This is a genomic window from Methanobacterium lacus (genome assembly GCF_000191585.1).
Taxonomy (GTDB): Archaea; Methanobacteriota; Methanobacteria; order Methanobacteriales; family Methanobacteriaceae; genus Methanobacterium_B; species Methanobacterium_B lacus.
Map to the genome: position 1 here is coordinate 1,191,547 of NC_015216.1, position 26,835 is coordinate 1,218,381.

A 26,835-nucleotide genomic window follows, 5' to 3' on the forward strand; every position below is an offset into this window, starting at 1 on the left:
ATTAAATTATGGTCCTATTCAAATCTACAACTTCCATCCATAGTTTATTAGATCCATGTATAAAGTCATGATTCATTAGAATGTTGTAAAAAAAGTTTTATTAATTATTTTTTTATTTAATACAAAATAAATAAAATAAAATTGGGGGAAGTTTATTAACCTCCTCCCGCGCCTCCAAGGTTTGCACCTGTTTCAGCGTCAATATCTATTTCTCCCACATTTTCTCCATTAACCATTACAGGTACAATGTAAACCATTCTACTGTCTTGGTTAACTAGTTTTGGTGTTCCTGGTGTTGCTCCTGATACTTCAATGTACTTAGCTGCTATTTTCTTTGCTTCTTCTGAAGAGATGGTTTTGTTCTCTGTTTTTTGAACGTTACTGGTGTTTGAAGTTGTGTTCTGCACATTTTGAACTGATGAATTGTTTGTTGGGGATGTAGTAGTGTTCATGTTGGTAAATGCTGCGTATCCTATTCCAAATACTGCAACAATAACAACGAGTCCCAATATGACTTTTTTGATCATATAGATTGTCCTCCTAGAATGGTAGGGATGCGTATATTCCATGTAATGTGAATGTCTTGGTGTTCCAGTTTTTCACAACTCCAAAGGAGTTTCTGTAACTGGTTCCATCTGCATAGTACCATTTTCCATTTACATATACTTGTGCCCATACATGACCGTACCAGGTACCACTTGAAAATCTGCAAGTACCATGGTTGTAACGAGCAGGTATTCCTGCTGCTCTTTCAAGGGCCACAACTAAATGTGCAGTGTCTGCACAGTTTGCAGATCTTGAATTTAAAGTACCTAAAGCACCCTTCTGAGTGTTGTAGTAGAAGGAGTAGCTCACATGGTCACGAACCCAGTTGAAGATCTTTGAAGCCTTTGCATAATCTGTTGTAGATCCCTTGGTAATTTGGGCTGCTAATGCTTTGATCTTAGAGTTGTTCGATTGACAATTTGCTGTTGGTACCAAATATTTTTGCATGGCAGCTGATACAGGTTTCTTAGATGATACTGTACTGAAACTGGTTTTATACAAACTTAACTTGTTACCTGACATGTCAGTAATACTGCCTGAGTGTATGTAGATGTTGTAATTACCATCTTTACTCAAGTAGGCCAGGGGGTCTATAGTCAAAATTTTTCCGTTTATTGTTGTTTTTATGGATACACTTTTTTTATTATTTTTTAATTCAATCCAGCCATTTCCAAATTTAATTGCTTCACTGAAATATATTTTAATGGTTTTTTTGGTGTCAACTTTCACTGCATTTTTCGTAGGATCGGTTTTAACAACCTTTGGTTTAGTTACGTCTTTGCTTGTTGAAACTAACTTGGATTTTGATGTTGTGCTCGTGCTACTTGCTGCACTAACTTGATTAGTCACATCTGAACTCACACTGGAATTAATGCTGCTAGTTCCATTGGTTGTGGCAGCTGATGTTGTGTGAACATTCAAAATTAGTGCAAAAGCCAATAGCAACATGATAGAGCATATTGATTTTCGCTTAATCTAATCGCCTCCGAGTTCAAAATCATCAGAAAAAGATTTTTTCAATGAGAAATTGAACTTAACTCTAAAGACTTCAACCAACTATATAAACCCTTTGGTTCAAAATAAAAAAAAAGACAATATTATGGCCTTTTATTCAATTTAAGACCTTATAAAACCTTTTTTAATGGACAGTATATGGATGGTCTATCTCCATTCTTATTATTATGAATTTAGCCATATCCTCTGTATTTTCGGGAAAATAAGATGTATTTATACTACTTTATCTTAGGGCTGGTATGGAGTTGTAGTGTCTACAAGTACCTCAACCAACAGAGAATCATTAGAAAGTTTTTAGGGCATAATATTCTGATTAAACCCTAAATTAGCTCTTCAATTAAAAATTAAGATGATATTATTTATTTTTGTCAATTTTTTTATTATTTCTAAATATTTTCGTATTGAAAAATAAAATATTTATAGAAATTAATGAATTCAATTTTAGACAGCTAATTAGAATTAAAAGACTGATAAAAAATTTAAAAATTCAATAATAAAATTAATACGGATTCAAGTCAAAAATAATATGATTAGTTGCAATTAAGAGCTAAAAATCAATTTCCAATTCAATGTTGTAATTTAATTAGGATAAATAACTAATTTATTTTGATTTAAATTTATTGAGTAATATTTAACCATTTTTTTCTATTTTCCCCACTTTTTTTTTTATCTTAAATATTTTTCACATAACTATATTAATCATATATTCAAACTAAATAGAGAAGTTTTCAACTCAGCTTGAATATTTCTAGTAAATAAAAAAAATATAACCAAAAAAAAAAGAAGACCAGAAAAAAAAGTTTAGAAAAAAAACGGTGAATTTACATGAGTAGAAAAATAATTGCCTTAATTATCATCCTAGTTGCAATTGGAATATCGGCAGGGTATGTTGTATATTCTAATTTATACCAACCAGGAACAACCAATGTTATGAAGGGGGATCATACTATCCTCTTGATGACAGCAGATCCTTCAGAAAAACGACCCGGTATTGGTGCAGTAGACATGGCCTTTGCAATCGGAGTACATGATGGTGACATCACCAACCTTACACCAATCTATCCTGGTGGAATGGTTTCAGCAACAGCAATGGAACCTGCAGAAGCAAATGCTGGTGGAGGACATTTGAGACTTCATGATTCATTATGGGGTGCGGACACAGAAGCAGACGTGAAAAATTCCCAAGAAATTGTTCAAACCAACACCGGTATTAAAACTGATGCAGTGGTCATAGTAACTCCTGAAGCTGTAGATGCAATTTTAAATTCCATAGCTCCACTGAACATTCCTGGCTACACAAATGATACCAATGCGTCTATTGATTACATAAGAAGCGTGAGTGAAGGTAAAAACAGTACAATGACGCGAGGAGAAGCATCTGAAGTTCTGATGAAACCAGTAATGGCAGCAATAAAGGATCCAAGTAAATCGGGATCTCTTTTTCAAACAGTTGTACAACAGTACCTCAAGGGTAACATAATTGTTATACCCAAGAGTTTAATGACCCAGTTTGCATTATCCAAGGGCTTGAGTTTGACATAAACATCTCAAACCTCAAATTTCTTTTTTTTTTAGATTGAATACCATTCCCTAATAAAACTAACTAAAACCAAAATTTTTTATCTACCCTTTTTAGAAGGGATGTCAATTTTACAGATTCATAAAAAAATGGAAGATTTTGAAACTGATTTTGTTTATTAGAATCATGAAACTTCCTGTAACTCATGATGATAAGGCTTTAAAACTTGCGTTCAATAAGTCGTAGGTCATGGAGTAGGCTGTGTTGTTATCATCGTTTTCAGGAATTTCATACACAAAAACAGGAATACCAGCATTCGTAAGTGGAAGATCAACCTGTGAAATGGAAGTTGCTTCGTAACTTGCACTGCTAGAACCTGAGTAATAGTTAAAATTTGGAAGCAGACTGGCTACTTTATTTCCCAAGGCAACTGATTTACTGTCGTGAGTAGGGGTTGCAAAGTAATATCCTGAACCGTAACCTGATTCATGATCATGACAAATAATAACCATGGAGTAGTTGGACCTGATAATATCAGGATTTACAAAGCCAGCAACCAATGCCTGACCGTTGGCCCTTCCAACATTAAAATCTCGAGGCTCATCAGTCACAGTTACCTGATAATTGTCTATTTCCACATTGTTTTGAAGGGCATATGCCAGAGCTGCCTTGGGTACAACATCGGTTGCATGAAGTTCACGAGGGTGCATACCTGTTATCACCGCAATTTTTGTCTGATGCGGTAATGGGTATGCATCAACCTGTTTAGTTACATATCCTGTGGAATTGGAACCAACATTTGTCCTGTACACTTGGAAGAAAGCTGCAGCTATCAAAATGCAGACTATGAGAACCAGCAAAATTTTCGTTATTCCCTTCATAAAAATTCCTTATCAAATTAAATTAATATTCATTCATAAACCAAATTAAAACTCAACCATCAAACACAGTTCCTCAACATCTGCTTATGCTAAAAATTAAAGATTATGGAGTTTTAATTGAGTTTACATGATGATTTACATTTAATAGTTTTTTGATGTTTTTAAACGTTTACCCAAATTACACCAAATTTTTTTTTATTGAAAAAGTTTGGGGTCTGATTAGGGAATATATACATAAACTAAGACCCAGATATTGAAGCTAATATACTAACTACAATTTTTTCATATTTTTTAGAGGTAAATTTCCATGAATTCTTTACTATCTGCACTGTCTTATTTGAACATTTTAAGTTTCTACTTCATTAACCATGGTCTGGATAACAGACTATTTGATATTGTAATGCCATTTATAACAGATTTTGGCAGTGTACTTGCATGGTTTTTAATCTTAGGATTGATGTTTGTATTTGGTGATCAAAAAACACGTAAAATTGCATTTTTAGGAGTTATGGCACTCCTCATAGCAAATGTTGTGGTTTACTCCTTGAAATTTTTAGTTGCCGAACCCAGACCATTTTTAACACTCGCCAATGTTGATCTGCTGGTTCATGCCGAGGAAACCTACTCATTTCCATCGGGTCATGCAGCATCATCCTTTGCAGCAGCATTTGTTATAGGCAGTAAATATAAATTAAACCTCAAGGGAAAAAGTTACAGTCTACTTTATCCCCTTATGATATTCGCAGCTGTAGTAGGATTTTCAAGGATTTACATTGGGGTACACTATCCCTACGATGTAGTGGTGGGGGCCATCATAGGAATCCTCTCAGGTTATTTTGCTCTAAAATTTTGGAACAATAATTTAACAGAAAAGATTTCCAGAATAAACATTAAATATAGGTTAAAGACGTGATATCATAAAATAGACCTTCAAGACTTGAAAAACCAGTTTTAGTTGTAAATTGGGGTTATATGTGCATATGATGTTTGAAGTGTCGATTAAAAAAAAATGAAAAAAAGGTGTTATTTTTTTGGGTTTTGTTTAAAATGGTAGTGTCGTATATGTTCCTTTTAACGTGAATGTGGCTGTGTTCCAATTGTTAATTACACCTAACGAATTTCTGCTACTTGTAGTATCTGCAGCAACCCATTTACCATCTAGGTAAAGGTCTGCCCATACATGGCCATACCATGTTTTACTTGTAGTGAAGTAACATGAACCCCATTTGTACTGTGCAGTAATTCCAGCTGCTCTTGAAAGAGCAACCAGTAGGTTGGTTTTATCACAACAGTTTCCAAGTCTTTTAGTTAACGTTCCAGATGCACCGTAGACGGTATTATAGTAGAATGAATAGGTAACGTTGTCTCTAACCCAGTTAAATATTTTCTGCGCGGTTTCGTACTGTGACGATGAACCGTATGCAAGAGATTTTGCAAGTGCAGATACTGAGCTGGTATCAATTGGTATTGTCCCTGATGATAAAGATAATTTTAAACCGGCTGTTGCAATATTACTCTGGAATGTTGTAATGGTAACTTTTCTGGTTCCATAACTTACGTAATTTGGCAATCTACCATTATTACTGTAGAATGATTGAACTCTGGAAATTCCGTCCTTCAACTGAGCAACTGTTAAACCATTCACTGAAAGGTTTATACTTAAACCAGCAGTTGCTATATTTTTCTGGAAGGTACCTATTAGAATTTTTCTGGTTCCAAAATTTACGAAGTTTGGCATTCTACTGTTTTTGAAGTAGAATATTTGAACTCTGGAAATTCCATCCTTAAGCTGGGAAACACTCAAACCATTAACAGTTGTGGATCCTCCTGCAGCCATATTCTTAGTTGAATTCGACACTGAATTTGTTTTCACTGTTTTGTTACTAGCTTTACTAGTGACTGTATGTGATACAGTCGAATTATTAATAGTATGGGTCGAATTAATAATATCTGTTTGATTCACGGTTGTTGCACTACTAAAATTTACATTCAAAACCACTGCTAATCCTATTAGCAATAACACCGAAAAAAACATTTTTCGTTTAATAGTTTCACCCCCGTGGTCTATATCCCAAATAAATTAAAATTAACTTGGGACTATTAAAAATAGTCACTATATGCCATATAAATTTATTGATTTAATTTTCAAGCCAAGCCCATCAAAATCGAGATAGTTGCTATTTAATTGGAAAAATAAACTTTAAAATTTAATTTTATCTATTTAATAATGCACTGATGCGTTTTAATATTTTTTTATATGAAATTTATCATTGGAAGAACAAAAAAAAGATTAAAATAAGTTTAAAGTTAAAACTAATAATCTTTAGAAACTTTTATTGGGAAACATCAACGTAAACTCCTTTGATCTTTACAATTAATAGGAATATACATCATGATCATCATTAATTGATCAAATTTCTAATTTTAACTTGATGCAGGCTATCTATTCTGCTTGCAATAGCTAAGTTTACATATTTATGCTTTGTACATTCAAAAACACCATCATATTAAAGATTATTATTACAACTCTTTAATATTTTGTTTAAATACAAATTAAACTGAGTATCCTGTTTGATTCTTATATGGGGCTTGATTACTATCTTGTAGTTTCTGTAATAATTTTTTCCTTTTTTTAAAGAGTTTAAAAAAAATAGCAAACAATCTCAATTAGAACTATTTATTAATTGGGATGTGTATTCCTTATACAAAAAAATAATTGGAACTTTGGTATTGGGGTCTGTTTATTTTGAATTTATTGCTTCAACTTCCAACCTTACCATGTTAACATGTACCATTCCATCCTTGTCCATAGGGTGGTTTTCAAGGTACTTGATTGCAATTTCATCTATAAACTTTTCTTGAAGATCTACAGGAATTCTTTGGGTGTATGGAAGCCATACAGTCTGCATCCATGATTTCAATCCTTCAACACCATTTTGATCCATAATTTTAGATATTAATTCAACCCTCAAAGCTTTAAGACCAGCTTCTTTAAGCCATTTTTCATAAATATTAGTGTCGTAAAATCCATATGGAAAGCTGAAATCTTGAAAGTAACTATTCCACTCTGGTTTATGTGTTATTTCGGTACTGATATCTAAAATTTCCTTACCATTACCTTTACCACCCATCTGTATGAGTATTTTGCCGTTAGGTTTCAAACTTTGCTTTATGCCCTTAAGAATATTAGAATGATCTTTCACCCAGTGAAGTGCAGCATTACTGAAGATCAGATCAAACTCTTCATTGTAATTTAAATCCTGAAAATCTTTTACCTTGAATTTTAAATTAGGTTGCTCAGTTTCCGGAAAAGTTTCCTTTGCAAGTTTTATCATATCTTCAGAACTGTCAATTCCTAATATACATCCTTTTTCAAGATTTGTGGCTATTTCAGATGTTATTTTCCCATCTCCACATCCTAGATCGAGCATTTTTTCTGATCCATTTAGATCCATTTTTTTTATGAGCTCTTTTGCCCATTTTTGCTGTGCACTTGAACTTTTCTGATATTCCTTTGCATCCCACTTAAACATTTTTTTGTCTCCAAATAACTCTTCATTTTTTATACTTTTACTAATTGTGTATTGGTTTAAAAAATGTGATTTTTTGAGGTTAATTTTTAATTTAATCTTTTTTTAGGGTTTCAAGTTTTGTAATCATGGCAGATAGGTTTTTAATCATCCCATCTTTTTGTTTGATCTCAAATTCATCTTCAAAATTAAATTGTAGGAGATTATCTCTATAATTTCTTAAATTATTCAACTTTTCACTACATTTAGATTCTTCCCACACATCCAACTTGGAACATTCATCACAGAGAGAAAATGATTTTAACATCAGCATATTGAAGGTAAATCCTTCGGAAGTAGCATAATTAACCATGGTTTTTATCCTCTAACTTTTTTGATATTCAAAAACTATTCTAAATGATCATTTACAGTGTATGGAACTTAAAATTTAGCATTTACTCTACCTCAAATGGATAACAAACATTACAATTAGTAAAATATATATAACATTATGTAAAGTACACTATACATGGAGTGTTTTATATGAATGAAAAAAGTTTGAAAATTCTGTTTATATTAACATCAATGATTCAATCCGTGTTATGGATAGTTGGATTGTTGTTTGCAAATATTTGGTTTGTTTTAGCAGCCATAATCGTTGTATTAATAATTTTACCCCTGGTTTACATACATAGGAATGATATTTCAGGTATGTTCCAGGGTAAAGATATTATGGAAGATGAGAGAACAGAACTCATAAATGAAAAATCTTCCACAGTAACCCTGGGAGCGCTAGTAGGAATTATACTATATGCAGGTCTCATAATCATTTCCTTGAGAAACAGTTATCCAGACATTCAATTGGCGGGGTACACGTTATTTGCCACAGCGGTATTAGCACTTATAATTAACATGATATCACGCATATACTACAAAAGGAGATACTAGAAGGGATCAAAAAATGAAAAATAAATTAAAGGTTTACAGGGCCATGAATGATCTAACCCAGGAGGATCTAGCTAAAGAGATCAAGGTAACTAGACAAACTATTATTTCAATAGAAAAGCAAAAATACGATCCCTCCCTTACATTAGCCTTTAAAATAGCCAAATTTTTCAATGTCCATATCGAAGACATCTTCTTTGACGAAGAATGAATCAAATTTAAACATTTTTTTAATATGAAATAATTAGGAGTAGTTATTTATGAATACGAATATAAACTGGAAATTATTTGGTATTCTCCTTATTGCAAGTATAATAAGTGCAGTTCTGGTTTTACCATATACATTGGCCCTTAGCCCAGGTTTAGCAGCGGTTTTTACACCTTTTGTTTTGATTGCACAGATGATACAGACACTGGTAATATTTTCTGTGGCTATTTTCTTGGGATTGATCCTTGCAAAACGTGTGGGTTTCAGTTTACCCATACTTGAAGGATGGTTGGAAGGTAGGGAAGTTGGAAGTTATTTCAGATCCATATTGGGAATTTCCATAGGTTTAGGATTGTTATCTGGTGTGCTAATAGTTGTTTTAAGTTTGTTTTTCACACCTGTAACAGCTACTTTTCAAAATGTGGAATTATCCATACCACTGTGGAAGGGATTTTTAGCATCGTTCTATGGGGGAATATCCGAGGAAATTGTCATGAGACTGTTCTTGATGACTCTGATTGTGTGGATAATTTTCAAGATCAAAAAAACAGAGGATGGAAAACCTAATTCCTTGGGTATTTGGATTGCCATCGTTCTTTCAGCCGTTATATTTGGTTTGGGTCATCTTCCAATAACAGGATCCATAACCTCAATAACTCCATTAATCATTGGAAGAGCAGTTCTGCTAAATGGTGTAGGGGGAATAGTATTTGGATGGCTTTACTGGAAAAAAGGATTGGAATCCGCAATGATGGGACATTTCTCAGCAGATATTGTTTTACATGTCATTTATCCATTCTTCTTAATGCTTTTGATATGATCATCATGAAATATAATTTCAAAGAATGGCGGTATTCATGAGATCATTTCCTTTTTTTTTGAGAGCACTGGTGCTACAAAAAAATAATTCAATTGGTAATCAGACAAATTAAAAAAAAGAATGGGTTAAAGGGTAATTTATTGTATTGACATGTGATTACTACTAAAAAATTGTTATCTCGCAGGAATTGACACCATTCATCGTTTAAAATAGTCCATTAGTTTGAATAGTATTATATACATGCATTCAGGTGATTTATACTTTTTCTGATATTTTAAGGCTTTTTTAAAGAATTCCATGCCCATAAAAGTTGGTTCGCCACCTTGCCCGGAAAAAGTAATCTCTTAGATGGGTGTGGCATTAATATACTGGCAGGTAAATTCTTCTAAAACTTCATCAGACATTCCCATATTAAGATTAGGATATAACTCCTTTTTTGGAGTGTAAAAACAATATTTACACGCTAAATTGCACATTGCTCCCTGGCTTTAGCCATTAAGTGGAAATTGTTGGAATGTTCAGCTTTCATTGTATTCCTGACTGATTTTTGGCCACCAATGAATCATTTGAGGTTCATTAGACAGATGGTTTTTAATTTGAACAACTTAAGGATTTAATGTAATTTTAAAAAAAATAAGATGAGTAGTTCAGTTATCCTGCAATTAATGATATGATTCCTGCAATTAACATTACTACTATTGCTACATATAATAACCATATAGCGAAGGCTGGGAATAGTAGTAAAATAATTAAGAAAATAATTGCAAAACCTACTAGACCTCCACCACTTGCTTGTTGTGTTTCCACCATTTTTTCACCTCAGTTGTTATAAACCACTTACTTAATACTATATTATCATTATTGGTGTATATACTTATGGTTATTAAATATTGCAGAATATTACTAAAACAAAATGAACAATAAACGATTGGTACTGTGTAATTATACAAAATCCGCGATCACAGCTTATTTGGAAATAACTTAAAGTAGCATACATCTTTAAATTTAAAACCAAAACCTAACTATTGTAATTTAAGTATAATTTGATTTATTTTATTTTTAAAAAGATAATCAGAATTTTTTTAGATGGATTATTATAATCTGATTAAAAAATAATATATATTACTGAAAAAGGACATCAATTTCTAGACTAAAATAGTGGTGAAATAAATATTGTATTTTTTTTAATGCTATCTGTTGAATTTAGTCTTTACAAAAATGATTTCCTAGTTTAAATCCTAAATTTTGAAAATTTATTTAAGTAACTTAATTTATATAACAATTGTTAATTCAGATTTAAAGTAAAAATATTATAAATAATATGTCAAAATAGGAGGTGCAACATGCGTATTGGTTATCTCTCAACAATATATCACACATCGTTCATCTTAAAAAGTGGAAATATAGGTTACAAAAATTCCGATGAAACAGAATGGCAACTGTTTCCAACAGGTCCGGCAATAATGGAGGCATTCAAAGATAAAGAAATAGATCTTGGATACGTGGGGTTACCTCCTGTTATGATTGGAATACAAAATGGAATGAAACTCAAATGCGTTGCTGGAGGACACATCGAAGGCACAGTCATGATTGCAAAGGAAGAATATGATTCATACGATGATTTGGGTGATTTAGAATCTGTTCTTAAACAATTTAAAGGAAAATCCATAGGAACGCCCACAAGGGGATCGATTCATGATGTGATAATCAGAAATCTTATTGTTAACAGTGATGTTTCGATCAACAACTATCCCTGGGCTGATTTCATACCAGATGCAATATCCGAAAACGAAATAGCCGCAGGTGTTGGAACACCTTCCCTCGCTACCGTTGCAGACATGCAGCTTAAAACAAAAATAATCATACCTCCAAACATGTTATGGCCATACAATCCAAGTTACGGAATCGTAGTGCAAGAAGATATGATCAAAGAGGATGAAGAATTCATATTAAGCTTTTTAAAAGCACATGAAGAAGCATGTAACTTAATAAGAAACTATCCAGAACAAGCAGCAGATATCGCTGCAGAAGAGATGGGTGTCGTTGATAAAGACTTTGTATTGAAAACCTACAGTATTTCACCACGCTACTGTGCGAAAATACCTGAAGAGTACATTAAATCAACAATGGACTTTTTACCAGTTCTAAAGAAGTTGGGATACATGAGCACAGATTTAAATCCTGAAGATATATTTGAACTGAAGTATATAAACCAAGTCCATAAGGAACCTGCACATTACTATTAAAAGTAGAGAATTAACAAACGGGAAGTCAGAAATTATCAAGGTTAATTAACATTCCAACCCCTTTTTTAATCTAAACCATGGCTATGGAATATTGTATACAAAAAAATTTTAAAAAATTCATTCTAGACTTTTTGGGCGTCGAACTTGGATATTTCTATTTCACAGGTTAAATACTTTGAAATTGCATTGCCAAATGCTTTAAAGTGTACAGTATTCATATGTGCATCTAAATCATCCATATCCTTCCAAAATTCTAGCATAACCAGCTGATTTGGATCATCAGTATCAGTGTATAAATTGTAACTTATACATCCCTTCTCATATCTTGTGTGTTTAATCAATGCCTCTGTTTCAACCATGAAATCATATTTAGAAGCTGGCTTAACATTCATTTTAGCTGTTACAACGATCATTTTTTTTTAACATCCTTTTACTATTCTTTAACCATTAAATTAGTAGTAATTACTTAATATGGTAGCTGTGGTAATTGTGAACTTTTCCAACTATTTTTTTGTATCTTTTATATCCGAACTAGATTGGTTTGCCATAAAAGAAATATTGTGGGAAGTTTATTGAATGTACTGTTTCACATTTTCCCTTACAATTGCAGATGCGCCGTAATTTTTAATTCCCTTAACCATGGCTGGAAATTTAGTTTTAGGTATGAGGACATTGACTTGGGAGTAGGTTTTACCTTCAACAACTGTTGGTTCATCAGAACAGTACTTATTTTTGAGTAAAAATTCTTTGATATCATCAACCTTGAGTGTTGAAATATTAAATTTAACATCGAAGAACTTTCGTGCGTTAATTGCACCAAAAAGCTGATCAAATATCATTTTAGCTTTCTTTTCCTTTTCACCTGTGCAACTTGGTCCTGCATAAAGTCCTGCACTGGATTCCATTATGGTTTCAAGTTCTTTAAGACCTGCTTTTCTGAGACTGCTTCCGGTTTGGGTGTTGTCAACAATGAGATCTGCTCCCTTGGCTATGTACACTTCGGTTGCACCATCAGAATTTATGATCTGAACCATCATGTTGTCACCATCCCTTAATCCCCTCACCTGTACAAATGGCTTAGTTTCACCGAAAACTTCCTTGTATCCTTCGTTGTTTTCAAAAAATTGACGGGTTAAATTTGGATATTCTGTAAAACAGAGTATTGGTGTTTTTCTGTCCTTGTTTTTTCTGAAAAAGTCTGTAAGATCCTTGTATTCTGCTTCCTTTGGAACACCTACAATAAGCCTTGTTTGACCGTAATCTAAATCCCCCACCTTTTTTATGAGCTTTTCTTTGTAGTTCACAGATTCTTCTTGAACCCAATCTTCACCTATGACTGCAAGGTCTAATATTTCTCTGTTAAGTTCTACAGGAGCGCTTTGTGGTCTGGTTAAAAATCCCTTGATCTCAGGGTCGTTCATGATCCCTATCTCATTAGATTCGTTTCCTGGTTCATATCCTCTGACCTCGTATCCTGCATCAACAAATAACTGATAAGTATTACCCCTATTAACATTGTTTAAACTCCCCTTTGGGAGACCTAGCACTATCTTTTTCATAATATATCCAGAGACTTTTGTTTATAAATTTGTTTCTATCGAAAACTAAAAAATATGAAAAAATTTATTATAAAAATGTAAAAAAATCATAATAGATTCAATTTAACTCCATAAAAGATTGAATATATGAAAAATGTTCAAATTATTTTCAGGGCCTTCAAAATTTTAAAAACATCGTGTCTGGTGTTTATTATTCTTCCAAACATGGTTCCAGCCGTCATACTTAAAATAAATGCAAAGAGTGGAATTCCTGAAACCCACTGCTCTAGGTAATAAGTTCTTGTAAAGATGTACGTGAAGTAAAGGACGAGAATTATTCCGCCAATAACATCCACAGTGCCAGTCACATTGTTGTTAGATTCATCCCAACTTAACTTGTACATACGAGCAACAAGAATACCAACAACCATTCCTGAGATAAATCCTACAACAGCCAATTCCGGACTGAATTTAGATCTTAAAACCTCTGCAACCACAATAACTGTCATGATTACCAAGATTGCAGTGTATAACCTGAGCTTGTTAACAAGTTTAGTATCCATAAACTCCTTAAGCTGATCTCTTTTCCTACTTTTCATAGGTCATCTGCCTGAAAACTTCATGTTAATACTCGGATTCAAATCATATCCATAAAAATATTATATTTACAATCCCTGAAATCCATTGATATATTATGTTATCAAGTTTAATTAATTTTTAACTTGTAGAATAGGGATAATAAGAACTATTTAAGGGTCATGTACATGGTGAATTTTTTAGAAAATAATTAAGAAAATGAATAAAATTTTAGGGCACGGATCTACTTAGTAATTCCCTTTAGTTTGCTTTTATATTTCAGTCTCTTATATTTTAACCAATCTGCAAACTCTTTGTCTGTCATTATGGGAGTTACTTTTATCTTTTCAAGGTTGCCATCGTTGTAGCTCATATCTTCAATTTTATATTTTCTTCCATCAAAAATTAGAATATCCTCATCTAGAATATTGTCACCAATGATAATTTCGATTTCCTTGGTTTTGAACTCTTTTTCCATGGCTTCAAACTCTTTTTCATCCAAAATTTACATCTCCAAAATTTTAAGTACTCAGTATAAAATTTACTATGATCTTCATCTTTATTATAATGGATTAATCAAAAACCAGCTATTTTTTCCCTGAAAAAATGTGATTGAAAACCCTAAAAACCCTTTTACAAGTATATTTACAGTTACATTACTTTTATTTGAGAAATAAAAGAAAATGGGGATTATGGCTAGTAATTTTGATTAGTCATCTAAACATTTGATGCGTTGGTCAAAATTATTAAATTTATCTGCCAGTCCCCTGAAGTAGGGTATGTAAACCTTGAAAAGTTCGAGCTTGTCAGGATTAATGTTGTTGTTTGCAAGTTCCTGTTTAAGTTTTAAAACTTTTTCTTTGGTTTTCTTGTAAAGTGGACTGTATGGATATTCTCCCATGATAATTCCATCAGCACCCTTATCAAAGGCATAGCGTATGTGTTTATACATCACCCTGTTCATGTAGGGAACCTTGATAATTCTAATGGAACTAGGTACACTTATCTTATTTATACCAATGTTATCTGCTGAAACATAACCAACAGAATCTAAAAATGCGATGATACGTTTTTCATCGGGTTTTTTATTTATTAACATTCCATCAATCATTGCAAAGAGCTGTTCATCTGTCTGTCCAATTATGTCGATGGCATTAGTTTCACATTCAGCAATACATGCCCCACAGCCATTACATGCAATTGGATCGATTTTTAAAACATTTTCCTGGATAAATGCAGCTTTAAAGCTGCAGATATCAATACATTTTTGGCATAAATTACATTTACTGTTATCTACCTTGGCAATGAATGGTTCCAGTTCAACACCGCCGTGTATGAGTTCTGATACTTTGGATGCTGCAGCGTTGGCCTGAACTATGCTGTCGGTAATATCTTTAGGTCCCTGGGCAGTTCCACAAACAAATATCCCTTCAACATCAGTTGCAACTGGTTTAATCTTGGAATGCTTCTCCTTTACAAACAGTTCTTCGGTGAGACCCACATCAAGTTCCTTTGAAACTTCTATAGTACCTTCTGATGGTTCCATGGCTGTGGAGAGAACAACCATATCGGCCTCAACTTCTAAAGGTTCGTTTGAAAAGGTATCTTCCATTCGTACACTGAATATGCCGTCTTTCTCTGCTACTTCTCCTGGTCTTCCCCTTATGAGTCTGACCTTGTTGGACTGAGCAAATTTGTAGTACTTCTCATACATTCCCGGTGTTCTCATATCGGTGTAACAGATGATAACATCGGTATCTGGGTAGTGCTGTTTAATTACATTGGCATGTTTGATTGCAACCATGCAACAGACCTTAGAACAGTACTTTCTGCCGCCTGGTTTCTCATCTCTAGAACCAACGCACTGTATCATAACAACCCTTTCTGGAACTTTGCCATTGGAAGGTTTTAAAAGCTTTCCTTTGGTTGGTCCATTAACACCCATTAACCTTGCAAGTTCCATCTGAGTAATGATATCTTCGTGTCTTTTATAAGCATACTCCGGTCTTTTATCCATATCAAATGTTTTATGACCTGTAGCTATCACCACAGAACCAACAGTGATGGGTATGACCTCAGTTTCCATGTCAAGGTCTATAGCATTCATTCTACAAACATCTTGACATTTACCGCATTTCTTACAGTTTTCATGGTCGATGGTGTAAACATCTGGAACAGCTTGTGGAAATGGTTTGAAAATTGCTTTTCTGGTGGTCATGTCCTCATTCCAAGAATCACTGACTTCCACAGGACAGACCTCTGCACAGTTACCGCAGCTTATACATTTACCCTTAATTACGTAGCTGGGCTTTTTTTCCACTAGAAGGTTAAAATTACCAGACCGTCTATCTGCAGATTTGAGGGTGGAGTTGGTCATTATATTGATGTTACCGTGTTCAACAGCTTCATTTACAAGTGGATTTAGTAGGCACATGGCACATTCTTCTGCCAATTTCTCTGGTGAGAAAAGTTTACCTACCTTTACCATTGCTCCACCTATGGTAGGTTCTTTTTCTATTAAACAGGTTCTTATTCCTTGTCTTGCAAGTGAAAGAGCAGCACTTATTCCAGATATGCCCCCACCAATTACTGCGGTACTCTTAGGTGTTTTCCTAATAATTGGTTCCAGAGCAATGGAATGTTTCACTTTTTCAATTGCAGACTGTAAAATTGATATGGCTTTGTCAGTTGCAGAGTCTTTATCAGGATTAACCCAAGAACACTGTTCCCGTATGTTTGCCATTTCAAGGAGATAGGGATTCAGTGGAGTTACGTAGTTTTGAAATATTTTTCCATGGGTAATGGGTGAACAAGCAGCTACCACAACCCTGTCTAGTTCCTTTTCAATTATGTTGTCCCTTATAATCTTTCGTCCATTTATTGAACAAAGATTTTCAAATTCTTCTATTACTTCTGCATCAACAGATTTTCTAAGCCGGTCCATGTCAACTGTGTCAGATATGTTTCCACCACAGCGACAAAGAAAAACACCAATTTTAAGGGCTTTTTCATCTGCATTATCGTTTAATGAAATGGTACTCATTTGTAATAACCTCTTAGAGAAGTTTATCTATAAAATTAATGATAGTTTAGATTCAATCACGATTTTCATCGATCTTAAGAGAGTTTCTTTTGGATTGATCTTCCTTCAGGTTGAATGGTTGTTTCAACTTGTTTAACAAAGGTTCAACTGGTACGGTGTGTGTTTGAATTCCCACTACTTTGTAGGGATCTGCACCCATTGCAAGGGCAATGAACTGGGCAATGTTAAGATGGAATATGTTGAATTCTGTTCCCAATTTTTCACCGATTAATGGCTGGTACCTGTCAAACTGCATCTGACAATTTGGACACATGTGAAGAAGTATTTCCACATCTTTATCCTTAAGTGCCTGAAGCTTTTCTCCTGTCACTGCCAGTGAAGCTTCTTTATTAGTATACCTCTGTCTAAATCCCGCACCACAAGTCACTCTTTTATGATCGTACCATCCTATGGTTTCAACACCACAGGCAGATGCAAGTTCATCTATTAAGTTAGGATCCCTTATGCCTTCTATGGTGTCGTTGTAGTGAACCTTACAGTAGTGACATGCATGATGCGAAGCAACTTTGAAACCCGTAAGATCAACCTTAATGTGTTTTGATATTTCCTCACGTTTATTAAAAAGAATTTCAGCCACATGGAAAATATTTTCAGCAGGATCCATATCTCCAGAACTGTACTCCATGGCTTCAAGGCCAGAATCATCGAGGATTCCATTTACCTCTTCACGTGCTTCTTCATTTTGGTTCAGTATTTTGGCAGATTTTTTTAGTATTGCGTAGCATGTTGCACACATGGTTGCGATGTTTTTGTGGCCTGTATCTGCTGCTACATTGAAGTTACGAGCAGCCAGTGTGATGGTTGATAGTTGGTCAAATAAATCGTAGTAGTGTCCAAGCCCTGTACAGCAGGACTGTCTTTCATCAACATGGTACTCTACGCCTATTTTATCGAATACGTAGCATGTGGATGATTCCACTCCAGGATACTCAACATTGACCAGACAACTTTTAAAGAGCAGTATCTCTTTATCTGGTATAAATTTCATTTTTTACATCCCTTAATCCTTTTCAACCTTGCTTTAAACCCAGATTTATCCAATATTTCTTCGACTTCATCAATGGATTTTTCTGGAAGAATGTAGCTTCCAAGTCCAAGATCTGATCTTATGTCTTCGATGTTGAGTTTTAAGTTCATGTACTCTGGTCCAACATCTTTGACCATGTCATCGAAAAATTTGCTTGGTACAGACCCCACTCCAAGTTCAATGAAGCTGTCTCCATAGGCAGCAAAAGATTGGATTTTAAGAATTCCTTCTCCTTTATCAATGGACATTTGTCTCAGGATCTGATTAACTTCGCTGGCGTTGTTTCCAGATGGACAGACACTGTTACAAGTGTAGCATGAAAAACAGTTCCATATGTTTTCATCGTCCACAATTGATACATCATCTTCCAAAACACGCCTTACCATATCCCTTGGATCGTAATCTGACTGACTGGCTCCAGGACATATTGATGTGCACATTCCACACTGAACACATTTATAAATACCGAGATCTGGTGATGCTTTAAGATCCTTTAAAACATCATCCACCAGTTTATGTGAATTTTTGTTCAGTTTGATAGTTCTCATTTTTTAGGTCTATCTCCTTAGGTTAGTTTGAAACCTTGATTGTGATCATGTTAAACAAAAATTTTTTTAGTCCACCTAAAAAAATTTTCAACATAATTCTTTACTTTTGCAAACTTAACAAATAAATGCATCGATTTCAGGTACCTATATATCTGGCATAAATTGATCTTGCAACCTTCTCATCATTAGTTCCCTTTATAATTGCCCTTCCATCCCTAAATAAAGATATTTCCGTTTCTTCTGTGGAGAATATCATGATAAAATCGGAACATTTTACTTTTCCAAGTTTTTCAAGATTTTCTGCTATCTTCTTGAGAGATAATTCCTTGGGATCTGCAGGTGTTATTTGGATGGAGTTCCTTCCGCACAGCGATGTTATGATTTCTTGTTCATCAGAGTCTATGTACTCGTAGTTTTGATTACCGCAGCATTCACATTTCTCATTCTTTCTGACTGAGATGGTGTCGAAGCTGTGGTTCCAGGTATCGTAAACAATTAAATTGCTGTCTGTGGATTCATCATCATCGTAATAGCCCAATAGTATTTTAAGGGCTTCTGTTGTTTCGATGGATCCCATTATCACGGTCGCTGTGTTTAAAACGCCCATTGTGTCGCATGTTGGGAGTGAACCTGCCTTTGGCACTCCAGGATATAAGCAGCGTATACATGCCTTGTTTGGAAGGATGTTCATGCTCATTCCTGAGGTTCCAATTGCTCCGGTGTAAATCCATGGAATTTTATTCTTAACACAGATGTCGTTTACAAGCATTCTGGTTAATATGTTGTCTGTTCCATCCACCACTAAATCCACATTTTCTAGGAGCTCTTCAGCATTGGTGTAGTTCAGATCCTTTATCACAGGCACCACTTCGATCTCTGAATTTATATCATGAACTTTTTGGGCTGCAGCCACAGCTTTGGGTGCACCCACATCCTTTTCATCAAACAACATCTGTCTTTGAAGGTTGTTGAGTTCAACAAAGTCCCTGTCAATGATGGTTATTTTTCCTACCCCTGCACGTGCAAGGTTGTTAGCTGCAACTGTTCCAAGTGCTCCACATCCAACAATAGCAACTGAACTTTTTAAAAGTTTTTCTTGTCCTTCTTTTCCAATGTTTTCCAGTATAACTTGTCTTGAATATCTGCTCTGCATGATTTTCATCCCAATTATTTCTAGATCTGCTCTAATTTTCCTTATTTTAAAATTTTATAATTGTTCATATTTAGTTAAATGTTAAGTCAGGCTTCAGGACTTCTTTTCCTGAAAAAAATGATTGGATATTGCCATCATAGACCATTAAACTCATTCTTAATATTGTTTGAAAGTCTCTTTGCAAGGGCTGTTATTGTGAGTATTGGTGGTCTTCCAGGTGCCTGTGGAATAACGCTTGCATCTGTGATGTACAGTCCTGCTATTTTGGTTTCTAAATTTTTATTGACAACCTTCCCAATGGCCGCTGTTCCACCAGGATGCGCACCCCTTATTGCGGTGGAAGATATAGAATCTGGATCAACACCCATCGCAGTTAAAAGTTCAACACACTTTTTATATCCCTTTTTAAACAGTTTCAAATCCTTTTCAGTTAATTTTTTAGTGATGGTACCGTCATCGTGTATTTTTCCGTTAGATTCATCTGCAATTTTTATCATGATGCCCATGACATCAGATTCCTCTACATCAAAGCCTTTATCCTTTATCATACCAACTAACTGTCCAGCGTAGTGCGGTGAAAGGAAGTAAGGTCCAAATTCTGATTTGACACCCATTGGAATTTCTTTGTTTAGTTCGATGTCCTTGAGGAAACCTCCTACTGTTATGAAGAGATCTGTGAACAATCCTTCCCCAACATCTTGGGATATATCTGATTTTATGAGTATCTGGGGAGTGTTCAATGCTCCTGCTCCAAGAACTACTTTTTTGGACTGGTAAACTTTTAAATCGCCGTTTTTATCTATTCCTTCAACACCCTGAACTTTTCCTTTGTTGTGAAGGATTTTTGTCACTGTGAAATCTGTTTCAATTTCCGGCGGATTTTCAGAGGATTTAACATCCCTTATAAAATCTGTGGCATCCCATTTAGCACCTTTGGTACAGCCCAGTATGCAGAGGCCGCAGCTGTCGCATTTGCTGAAGTCGATAAATTTTGGCATGGGTTCCATGAAGTAACCTAATTTTTCACCTTCCCTCATGAGTCTGGTGGTTGCAGGTCCCATCATGTGGGATGGTAACGATCCAACCTTGAGTTCTTTGCTTGCATCTACCAGTTCTTCAAAGAGTTCAAAGTCATGTCCCTTAAACTGTGCTGTAGCAGAATTTTTATAGCAACTTGTACACGCATAACACGCATTTGCCAGCGAAACAGGAGTTGTTCCCCCTACTCCTACAATTTCCATGAGTTCTGCTGATTGGCTTAAAAATTCATATTCAGTGTTATCAGTTTCTTCTTCAATTTCAAGGTTTAAGTTTGTGATCTTGATTTTGTTTACTGCATTTCCCCTAGGGATTTTGGAACCTTTATCAAGGATCAATAAATTTAAATTCTCATTACAAAGTTCATGGGCAACAGTTGCGCCTCCGGCTCCTGTTCCCACGATAATAACATCGTATATCATGGTTTTCACTTCACAATTTTTTTAAAACGGTATTTTTCAGCCTTATATTCGTCCACCATCATAACAATTGTTAAGCTTATTTATATAACAATTGTTAACGGCATGGCTAATAAATATTTTGATCATGCAAAAATTAAAAAAATAATATCAAAATCAGACCTTTTTATCTTCAAGGGTAATATTTAACTCATTTAACCTGTCTCTTATTTGGTCTGAAAGTTCCCAATTCTTATTTTGACGCAATTTCTCCCTGACGTACTTCAAAAGATCAAGCAGTTCGACCTCAAGATTTTCTTCATTTTCAGGTTCCATTGAGAAGTCTAAACCTAAAACATAGCCAAATTCTATTATTATTGCTTTGAGTTTGGTGAGTGAATTCTTCGAGATGTTCGATTCATGGATGTCACGATTAACATCCCTAATAAGATCAAATATGGTTGAAATTGCTGCAGGTGTGTTAAAATCATTATCCATGGCTTCAAAAAATTCTTCCCTAACTGCTGCAAGCTTTTGTATGTAATCAGAATCGTTATCAAGTGATATGTTTGTGTCACTGTCTAGTTCGCTGTTAATCTTTTCAATTAATTTGTAAATTCTGTTGAGTCCCTGGCTGGACTGGTGAAGAATTTCACTACTGAAATCTATTGGACTTCTGTAGTGGGTTGAAAGCACGAAAAATCTGAATACTTCGGGAGAGTACTCTTCCAACAATTCATTGATGGTTATGAAGTTTCCAAGTGACTTGGACATCTTCTCACCTTTAACATTTAAAAATCCTGTGTGCATCCAGTAGCGAACCATTGGTTTTATACCAGAGGAGGCTTCCATCTGGGCAATTTCAGCCTCATGATGTGGGAAAATAAGGTCCAATCCACCACCGTGTATATCGTACTGTGGTCCGAAGTAGGTTTCTGTAATGGCTGTATCCTCTATATGCCACCCTGGCCTACCAGTGCCCCAAGGTGAATCCCATATCATTTCCTGCTCTTCTGAGATCCTTTCTCGTTTTTTCCAAAGTGCGAAGTCTCCAGGATTTCTTTTTGAGCTGTCAGGACCTATTCTATGGACATTTAAATCCTCGAGATTTCTGTTGCTCAGTTTTCCAAAGTCCTCAAATTTAGATTCATCGAAGTAAACTCCTTTATCTGTTTCATATGCATATCCCTTGTCAACAAGCACCCCAATTTGTCTTACTATTTCTGGAATGTGCTCTGTGGCCCTTGCATACAGGTTAACATGCTCTACACCCAGTAGTTCCATGTCTCGGAGGTACTTCTCTTCATATCTTCTTGCAAGCTCAAGAGGGGATGTTTCTAATTCATCAGCTCTTTTTAAAATTTTATCATCAAGGTCTGTGATGTTTTGTACATAGAACACTGAATATCCGCTATACTTCATGTAACGGACAATAACATCGAAGGAGATGTAGGTTCTTGCATGACCAATATGGGAATAATCGTAAACTGTTGGACCACAAACAAAAAGTTTTACCCTGTTTCCTTCTATAGGTTCGAAAATTTCTTTCCTGCGGGTCATGGTGTTGTACAACTTTATCATGGTTTTCACTGTCCAAAATAATTTGATTAAAATTTGTGATTATTATAGAATTATATAGATTGAGTGATTTATTTGTATGATCAAATGGACATAACATTTTTTTTATGTTTTATTTGTAGGCTTCATTATTTTCCTGGAAATAACTTAACTATGATTGCCTAAAAAAATTTATCAATCCACTTTGAATAAAAAAGATAGGCCGAGATTGGGATTTGAACCCAAGTGACGTGGTTTGCAGCCACGCACCTAGCCGCTCGGTCATCTCGGCAAATAAATCATTTGCAGTGCAAATTTTGATTTACAAAGCAACATTAACTAAATTAACAATTGTTATATAAATAGTTTACTCTGCCTGTTGTTATTTTGTTGATGATAATTAATAACACTTTGTATGGGTTGGTTTATGCTGGTTTTTTTATATGGCCAATTTTTATGCGTTTGTCTTAAAATAATATATGAAGTGTTTCCACTTCATTCTATCTTCTTACCTGCCTCAGGTCCAGGTTGTATTGAATATATTTCTTCAACCTTCATGAGAATAGCTGCCTTGGGTGTTAGTTTGGTCATGGCATTTTGTCCCCATTCCGTTACAGTGTCGAAGTACTTACCTGATTCAAATATTTCTACCTTTCCCTTGAATTGGAATGGATTTTTCTGGGAATCTTTAGTTACCAACGATATCCATGGATTTTTTTCAAGATTTTTTCGGGATTTGTTCATGTAATTATCTGCTATTAATATTGTATCTTCATCTAAAGGTCTTGCAAATCCAATAGGAACCACGTTTGGTATTCCATCTTCTGTGGCAGTTGCTAGAAATACAAGATCCTTTTCTATTGCATCCATCATTTCATTAGTCATTGACATTTAATCACCAAACATAAATAACAATTGTTAACAATATAAATGTTATGATCGGTTTAACAAGAAACCATGAGCTTTGAATTTATATTTGGATTAACAAGACCTAATAACAGTGTTAAATTGGAAACTTTTAAATAGGATAAAAAAATAACAATTGTTATATTTTCATTTGGGGAATCAGCACAAATTTTGCAGATGATAAAACCTATGAAAATATAAACAAACCTTGGAAAAGAATATTTAGAGGCATTAAATATTGATCCAATGGTAAAACAGATTTATAAGACTTAGGGAGAATAAAAAAAATGTCAGAACAAGAAAAAAATAATGAATGGCAAGGGCCGGGATTAAGCACGATAGGGCTACATGTAGGACAGGAAGAACCTGATTCTGCAACAGGATCAAGGGCAGTACCAATATACCTCACATCATCCTACGTATTTAATGATACAGAACATGCAGCAAATCTTTTTGGACTCAGAGAATTTGGAAACATTTACACCAGGATCATGAATCCAACCACAGACGTCTTTGAAAAAAGAGTCGCAGCGGTGGAAGGTGGAGCAACAGCACTTGGAGTAGCAAGTGGAATGAGCGCAATCTTCCTAGCAGTATTAAACGTCTCAGAGCTGGGAGAAAACATAGTATCCGGTGACAACCTCTACGGTGGAACTTACGAACTATTCAACTACACCCTACCAAGACTCGGAAGAACAGTTAAATTTGTAAACTCTGAAAAACCAGAAGAATTTGAAGCAGCAATTGACGAAAAAACCAGAGCAATATATGTAGAATCATTAGGAAACCCTAAATTAGATGTACCTGACTTTGAAAAGCTTGCAAAGATTGCACACGATCATGACATACCACTCATAGTAGACAACACATCCACAGTAGGATTACTAAGACCAATTGATTACGGAGCAGACATCACTGTAATCTCTGCCACCAAATACATCGGGGGACACGGAACATCCATAGGTGGAGTAATAGTTGACTCTGGTAAATTCAACTGGGGTAATGGTAAATTTCCACAATTCACAGATCCAGATCCAAGTTACCACGGACTCAAATACTGGGAAACCTTCGGAGACTTCCCTGGAGCCGGAAACATAGCATTCACCATAAGGGCAAGGGTCGTACTTTTAAGGGATTTAGGACCAGCACTCAGTCCATTCAACGCATTTCAGTTCTTACAGGGACTTGAAACACTCGAACTAAGGGTATTAAAACATGCTGAAAACGCTCTTAAAGTAGCAAAACATCTCAAAAATCATCCTAAAGTATCATGGATAAACTACCCTGGACTCGAAGAAGACCCAAGACATGAAGTAGCCAGTAAATACCTTAAAGGTGGATACGGTGGATTAATAGGATTCGGAATTGAAGGCGGATTAGAATCAGGTAAAAAATTCATTGAAAATGTTGAACTGTTCTCCCACCTTGCAAACATCGGTGACTCAAAGAGCCTAGTTATACACCCCGCATCAACAACACACCAACAGTTAACAAGGGAAGAACAGGAAACCACAGGTGTTACTGAGGACTTTGTAAGACTATCCATTGGTCTTGAAGATGTTGAAGATATCATTGCAGACATTGATCAGGCACTGTCCAAGATATAATCCAAAAAACAAATATAGCCATCGATAAAATAAATATAGGTATAAAAGCATGTATTTTGCACAGTACTATTCAAAGGAAAGAAGATTTAGTTGTAGTCCGGAATGAGAAATATCCCGGATGAAAATTTAGGGGAGGAAATATGAAAAACGAATCCATCGGAATTGTAGAAACCAAGTATCATTCCTTATCCGATGATTTGATCCTTGAAAGCGGTGAAAAACTAAAAAATGTCCAAGTCGCATATGAAACCTACGGTAAACTCAATAAAGAGAAGAGTAATGCTATACTGGTTTGCCATGCACTTACAGGAGATGCACATGTTGCAGGTTGGTACGAGGGAGATAAAAAACCAGGCTGGTGGGATGTTATAATAGGTCCAGGCAAATGTTTGGACACTGAAAAATATTTCATCATCTGCTCCAATGTCATAGGAGGATGTAAAGGTTCCACTGGACCATCTTCAATCAATCCAGAAACCAACAAACCTTACGGGCTGGATTTTCCCATAATAACTATTAAGGATATGGTAAACGCCCAGAAAAAACTGGTAAATTCCATGGGTGTAACACAATTGTTCGCAGTAATAGGAGGTTCAATGGGCGGGATGCAAGTCTTACAATGGTGTGTTTCATATCCTGACATGGTCAGATCAGCCATCCCTATTGCCACCACAGCATTTTCATCCCCTCAACAAATAGCTTTTAACGAAGTTGGTAGAAGGGCAATAATATCGGATCCAAACTGGAATAATGGTCAGTACTACGATTCAGAAGTACCTACAGAGGGTTTGGCTCTTGCAAGGATGATAGCTCATATAACTTATTTAAGTAATGAATCCATGTATCAGAAGTTTGGAAGGAGACTTCAGGACAAGGAAGACTATGGATTTGACTTTGAAACAGACTTCGAAGTCGAAAGCTACCTTCACTATCAGGGAAATTCATTCACCAAGCGATTCGATGCAAATTCCTACCTTTACATAACCAAGGCAGTGGATTATTTCGATCTTGCAGGGGAAGGTTCTCTCGCAGAAACATTTTACGGTCTTAAAATTAAATTTCTCGTGATATCAGTTGATTCAGATTGGCTCTATCCTCCATCACTTTCAAGAGACATTGTGATGGGACTCAATGCCAACGATATAAATGTCAGCTACTGTGAAATTAAATCAAGTTATGGGCATGATGCCTTTTTAATAGAAGCGGGTCAGCTGAATTACTTAATAGCAGGATTTTTATCGGACACTCTTGTGAAGGATGTGATGGCCAAGGAATTTCCAAAGATCAAAGAAAAGTCAAGTATTGAACATGCTGCTGAGCTCATGCTCCATGAAAAGGTCACCCACCTTCCAGTGGTGACAGACAACAGCACTCTACTTGGAATTGTAACTGCATGGGATATTTCCAAATCTGTAGCAAGAAACTACAAGGAACTGGATGATATCATGACCAAGGAAGTTATAGTGGTCAGCCCAGAGGATCCAATAGAACTGGCTGCACGGAAGATGAAAAAATATTCAATATCCTCACTGCCTGTTGTGGATGAATCTGAAACTGTCATTGGAATTGTTACAATGGATCATGTAAGCAGCATGATGACAGAAAATTAGGATTTCTAATTTTTTTATTTTCAAACCCAATATTAAAAAATAATACTATTATTGGTTAAAGTTTAATCAAAACAGTTAAAAAAAAG

General features: G+C 35.1%; 26 protein-coding genes and 1 tRNA gene. 8 read left to right on the plus strand and 19 right to left on the minus strand.

The genetic code is table 11. The features are described 5' to 3' along the window. Positions 1-155 precede the first annotated feature (155 nt). Together METBO_RS12985 and METBO_RS13920 are read right to left on the minus strand one after the other, a co-directional pair. Positions 156-527 (minus strand): PepSY domain-containing protein, encoded by a 372-nt coding sequence (locus tag METBO_RS12985; protein WP_013644782.1) that lies wholly within the window; start codon positions 525-527, stop codon positions 156-158. A gap of 13 nt (positions 528-540) precedes the next feature. Then, positions 541-1,494, minus strand: coding sequence for a transglutaminase domain-containing protein (locus tag METBO_RS13920; protein WP_013644783.1), 954 nt, complete (start codon positions 1,492-1,494; stop codon positions 541-543). An 891-nt stretch (positions 1,495-2,385) separates the two neighbouring features. Between METBO_RS13920 and METBO_RS05960 the strand changes: the two genes are divergently transcribed. Further along, positions 2,386-3,102, plus strand: a complete 717-nt coding sequence (locus METBO_RS05960) for a DUF4012 domain-containing protein (protein WP_013644784.1) — start codon at positions 2,386-2,388, stop codon at positions 3,100-3,102. Positions 3,103-3,282: 180 nt separating this feature from the next. Here the strand turns inward: METBO_RS05960 and METBO_RS05965 are convergent, their stop codons facing one another. Beyond that, a complete protein-coding gene (locus METBO_RS05965) occupies positions 3,283-3,960 on the minus strand; it encodes a hypothetical protein (RefSeq protein ID WP_013644785.1) in 678 nt (225 codons plus the stop codon). A 307-nt stretch (positions 3,961-4,267) separates the two neighbouring features. Between METBO_RS05965 and METBO_RS05970 the strand changes: the two genes are divergently transcribed. Continuing rightward, positions 4,268-4,873, plus strand: a complete 606-nt coding sequence (locus METBO_RS05970; protein ID WP_013644786.1) for a phosphatase PAP2 family protein — start codon at positions 4,268-4,270, stop codon at positions 4,871-4,873. A gap of 129 nt (positions 4,874-5,002) precedes the next feature. Here the strand turns inward: METBO_RS05970 and METBO_RS12995 are convergent, their stop codons facing one another. The 3 genes from METBO_RS12995 to METBO_RS05985 all read right to left on the minus strand — a co-directional run bounded on the left by METBO_RS12995 (position 5,003) and on the right by METBO_RS05985 (position 7,842). Next, entirely contained in the window at positions 5,003-5,983 is a 981-nt protein-coding gene (locus METBO_RS12995) for a transglutaminase-like domain-containing protein (RefSeq protein WP_227717251.1), read from the minus strand. A gap of 718 nt (positions 5,984-6,701) precedes the next feature. Beyond that, a complete protein-coding gene (locus tag METBO_RS05980; protein ID WP_013644788.1) occupies positions 6,702-7,493 on the minus strand; it encodes a class I SAM-dependent methyltransferase in 792 nt (263 codons plus the stop codon). A 91-nt stretch (positions 7,494-7,584) separates the two neighbouring features. Next, positions 7,585-7,842, minus strand: coding sequence for a hypothetical protein (locus tag METBO_RS05985; protein ID WP_013644789.1), 258 nt, complete (start codon positions 7,840-7,842; stop codon positions 7,585-7,587). A gap of 170 nt (positions 7,843-8,012) precedes the next feature. Between METBO_RS05985 and METBO_RS05990 the strand changes: the two genes are divergently transcribed. Genes METBO_RS05990 through METBO_RS06000 form a run of 3 tightly spaced genes read left to right on the plus strand, consistent with a single transcriptional unit; the run spans position 8,013 to position 9,442 of the window. Beyond that, complete coding sequence (locus METBO_RS05990; protein ID WP_013644790.1) at positions 8,013-8,417, plus strand: DUF2178 domain-containing protein; 405 nt, start codon at positions 8,013-8,015, stop codon at positions 8,415-8,417. 13 nt (positions 8,418-8,430) lie between these two features. Continuing rightward, positions 8,431-8,625 carry a helix-turn-helix transcriptional regulator gene (locus METBO_RS05995; protein WP_013644791.1) on the plus strand — a complete coding sequence of 65 codons (195 nt, stop codon included), beginning with the start codon at positions 8,431-8,433 and terminating at the stop codon, positions 8,623-8,625. Between the two features lie 49 nt (positions 8,626-8,674). After that, positions 8,675-9,442 carry a CPBP family intramembrane glutamic endopeptidase gene (locus METBO_RS06000; RefSeq protein WP_013644792.1) on the plus strand — a complete coding sequence of 256 codons (768 nt, stop codon included), beginning with the start codon at positions 8,675-8,677 and terminating at the stop codon, positions 9,440-9,442. Positions 9,443-10,093: 651 nt separating this feature from the next. Here METBO_RS06000 and METBO_RS13830 read toward each other — a convergent pair. Next, complete coding sequence (locus METBO_RS13830) at positions 10,094-10,252, minus strand: hypothetical protein (protein ID WP_013644793.1); 159 nt, start codon at positions 10,250-10,252, stop codon at positions 10,094-10,096. A 533-nt stretch (positions 10,253-10,785) separates the two neighbouring features. Here METBO_RS13830 and METBO_RS06005 point away from each other — a divergent pair. Then, positions 10,786-11,688, plus strand: a complete 903-nt coding sequence (locus tag METBO_RS06005) for an ABC transporter substrate-binding protein (RefSeq protein ID WP_013644794.1) — start codon at positions 10,786-10,788, stop codon at positions 11,686-11,688. Between the two features lie 122 nt (positions 11,689-11,810). On the opposite strand, the gene METBO_RS06010 is transcribed toward METBO_RS06005, so the two are convergent. The 12 genes from METBO_RS06010 to METBO_RS06065 form a co-directional block, all read right to left on the minus strand. Continuing rightward, complete coding sequence (locus METBO_RS06010) at positions 11,811-12,101, minus strand: putative quinol monooxygenase (RefSeq protein WP_013644795.1); 291 nt, start codon at positions 12,099-12,101, stop codon at positions 11,811-11,813. A 156-nt stretch (positions 12,102-12,257) separates the two neighbouring features. After that, on the minus strand, positions 12,258-13,247 hold the full coding sequence (gene hisG, locus METBO_RS06015) for an ATP phosphoribosyltransferase (protein ID WP_013644796.1): 990 nt from the start codon (positions 13,245-13,247) through the stop codon (positions 12,258-12,260). 137 nt (positions 13,248-13,384) lie between these two features. After that, a complete protein-coding gene (locus METBO_RS06020) occupies positions 13,385-13,825 on the minus strand; it encodes a hypothetical protein (RefSeq protein WP_013644797.1) in 441 nt (146 codons plus the stop codon). Positions 13,826-14,046: 221 nt separating this feature from the next. After that, complete coding sequence (locus METBO_RS06025; protein WP_013644798.1) at positions 14,047-14,304, minus strand: hypothetical protein; 258 nt, start codon at positions 14,302-14,304, stop codon at positions 14,047-14,049. Between the two features lie 207 nt (positions 14,305-14,511). After that, positions 14,512-16,845: a ferredoxin:CoB-CoM heterodisulfide reductase subunit HdrA gene (gene hdrA / locus METBO_RS06030; RefSeq protein ID WP_013644799.1), complete on the minus strand. Its 2,334-nt coding sequence runs from the start codon at positions 16,843-16,845 to the stop codon at positions 14,512-14,514. A 52-nt stretch (positions 16,846-16,897) separates the two neighbouring features. Next, positions 16,898-17,893 (minus strand): ferredoxin:CoB-CoM heterodisulfide reductase subunit HdrB, encoded by a 996-nt coding sequence (gene hdrB / locus METBO_RS06035; RefSeq protein ID WP_013644800.1) that lies wholly within the window; start codon positions 17,891-17,893, stop codon positions 16,898-16,900. Next, positions 17,890-18,480 (minus strand): ferredoxin:CoB-CoM heterodisulfide reductase subunit HdrC, encoded by a 591-nt coding sequence (gene hdrC / locus METBO_RS06040; protein ID WP_013644801.1) that lies wholly within the window; start codon positions 18,478-18,480, stop codon positions 17,890-17,892. The genes hdrB and hdrC overlap by 4 nt, the downstream gene beginning before the upstream one ends. Positions 18,481-18,616: 136 nt before the next feature. Continuing rightward, positions 18,617-19,633: an NAD(P)H-binding protein gene (locus METBO_RS06045; RefSeq protein ID WP_013644802.1), complete on the minus strand. Its 1,017-nt coding sequence runs from the start codon at positions 19,631-19,633 to the stop codon at positions 18,617-18,619. Between the two features lie 134 nt (positions 19,634-19,767). Next, positions 19,768-21,093: a GMC family oxidoreductase N-terminal domain-containing protein gene (locus METBO_RS06050; RefSeq protein ID WP_013644803.1), complete on the minus strand. Its 1,326-nt coding sequence runs from the start codon at positions 21,091-21,093 to the stop codon at positions 19,768-19,770. A 153-nt stretch (positions 21,094-21,246) separates the two neighbouring features. Beyond that, positions 21,247-22,650, minus strand: coding sequence for a cysteine--tRNA ligase (gene cysS, locus METBO_RS06055; RefSeq protein ID WP_013644804.1), 1,404 nt, complete (start codon positions 22,648-22,650; stop codon positions 21,247-21,249). A 197-nt stretch (positions 22,651-22,847) separates the two neighbouring features. Next, positions 22,848-22,918, minus strand: a tRNA-Cys gene (locus METBO_RS06060). Positions 22,919-23,121: 203 nt separating this feature from the next. Next, positions 23,122-23,517 carry a pyridoxamine 5'-phosphate oxidase family protein gene (locus tag METBO_RS06065; RefSeq protein WP_013644805.1) on the minus strand — a complete coding sequence of 132 codons (396 nt, stop codon included), beginning with the start codon at positions 23,515-23,517 and terminating at the stop codon, positions 23,122-23,124. Positions 23,518-23,819: 302 nt separating this feature from the next. Between METBO_RS06065 and METBO_RS06070 the strand changes: the two genes are divergently transcribed. Next, positions 23,820-25,139: an O-acetylhomoserine aminocarboxypropyltransferase/cysteine synthase family protein gene (locus METBO_RS06070; protein WP_013644806.1), complete on the plus strand. Its 1,320-nt coding sequence runs from the start codon at positions 23,820-23,822 to the stop codon at positions 25,137-25,139. A 140-nt stretch (positions 25,140-25,279) separates the two neighbouring features. Continuing rightward, positions 25,280-26,749 carry a homoserine O-acetyltransferase MetX gene (gene metX / locus METBO_RS06075; RefSeq protein ID WP_013644807.1) on the plus strand — a complete coding sequence of 490 codons (1,470 nt, stop codon included), beginning with the start codon at positions 25,280-25,282 and terminating at the stop codon, positions 26,747-26,749. Positions 26,750-26,835: the final 86 nt, after the last annotated feature.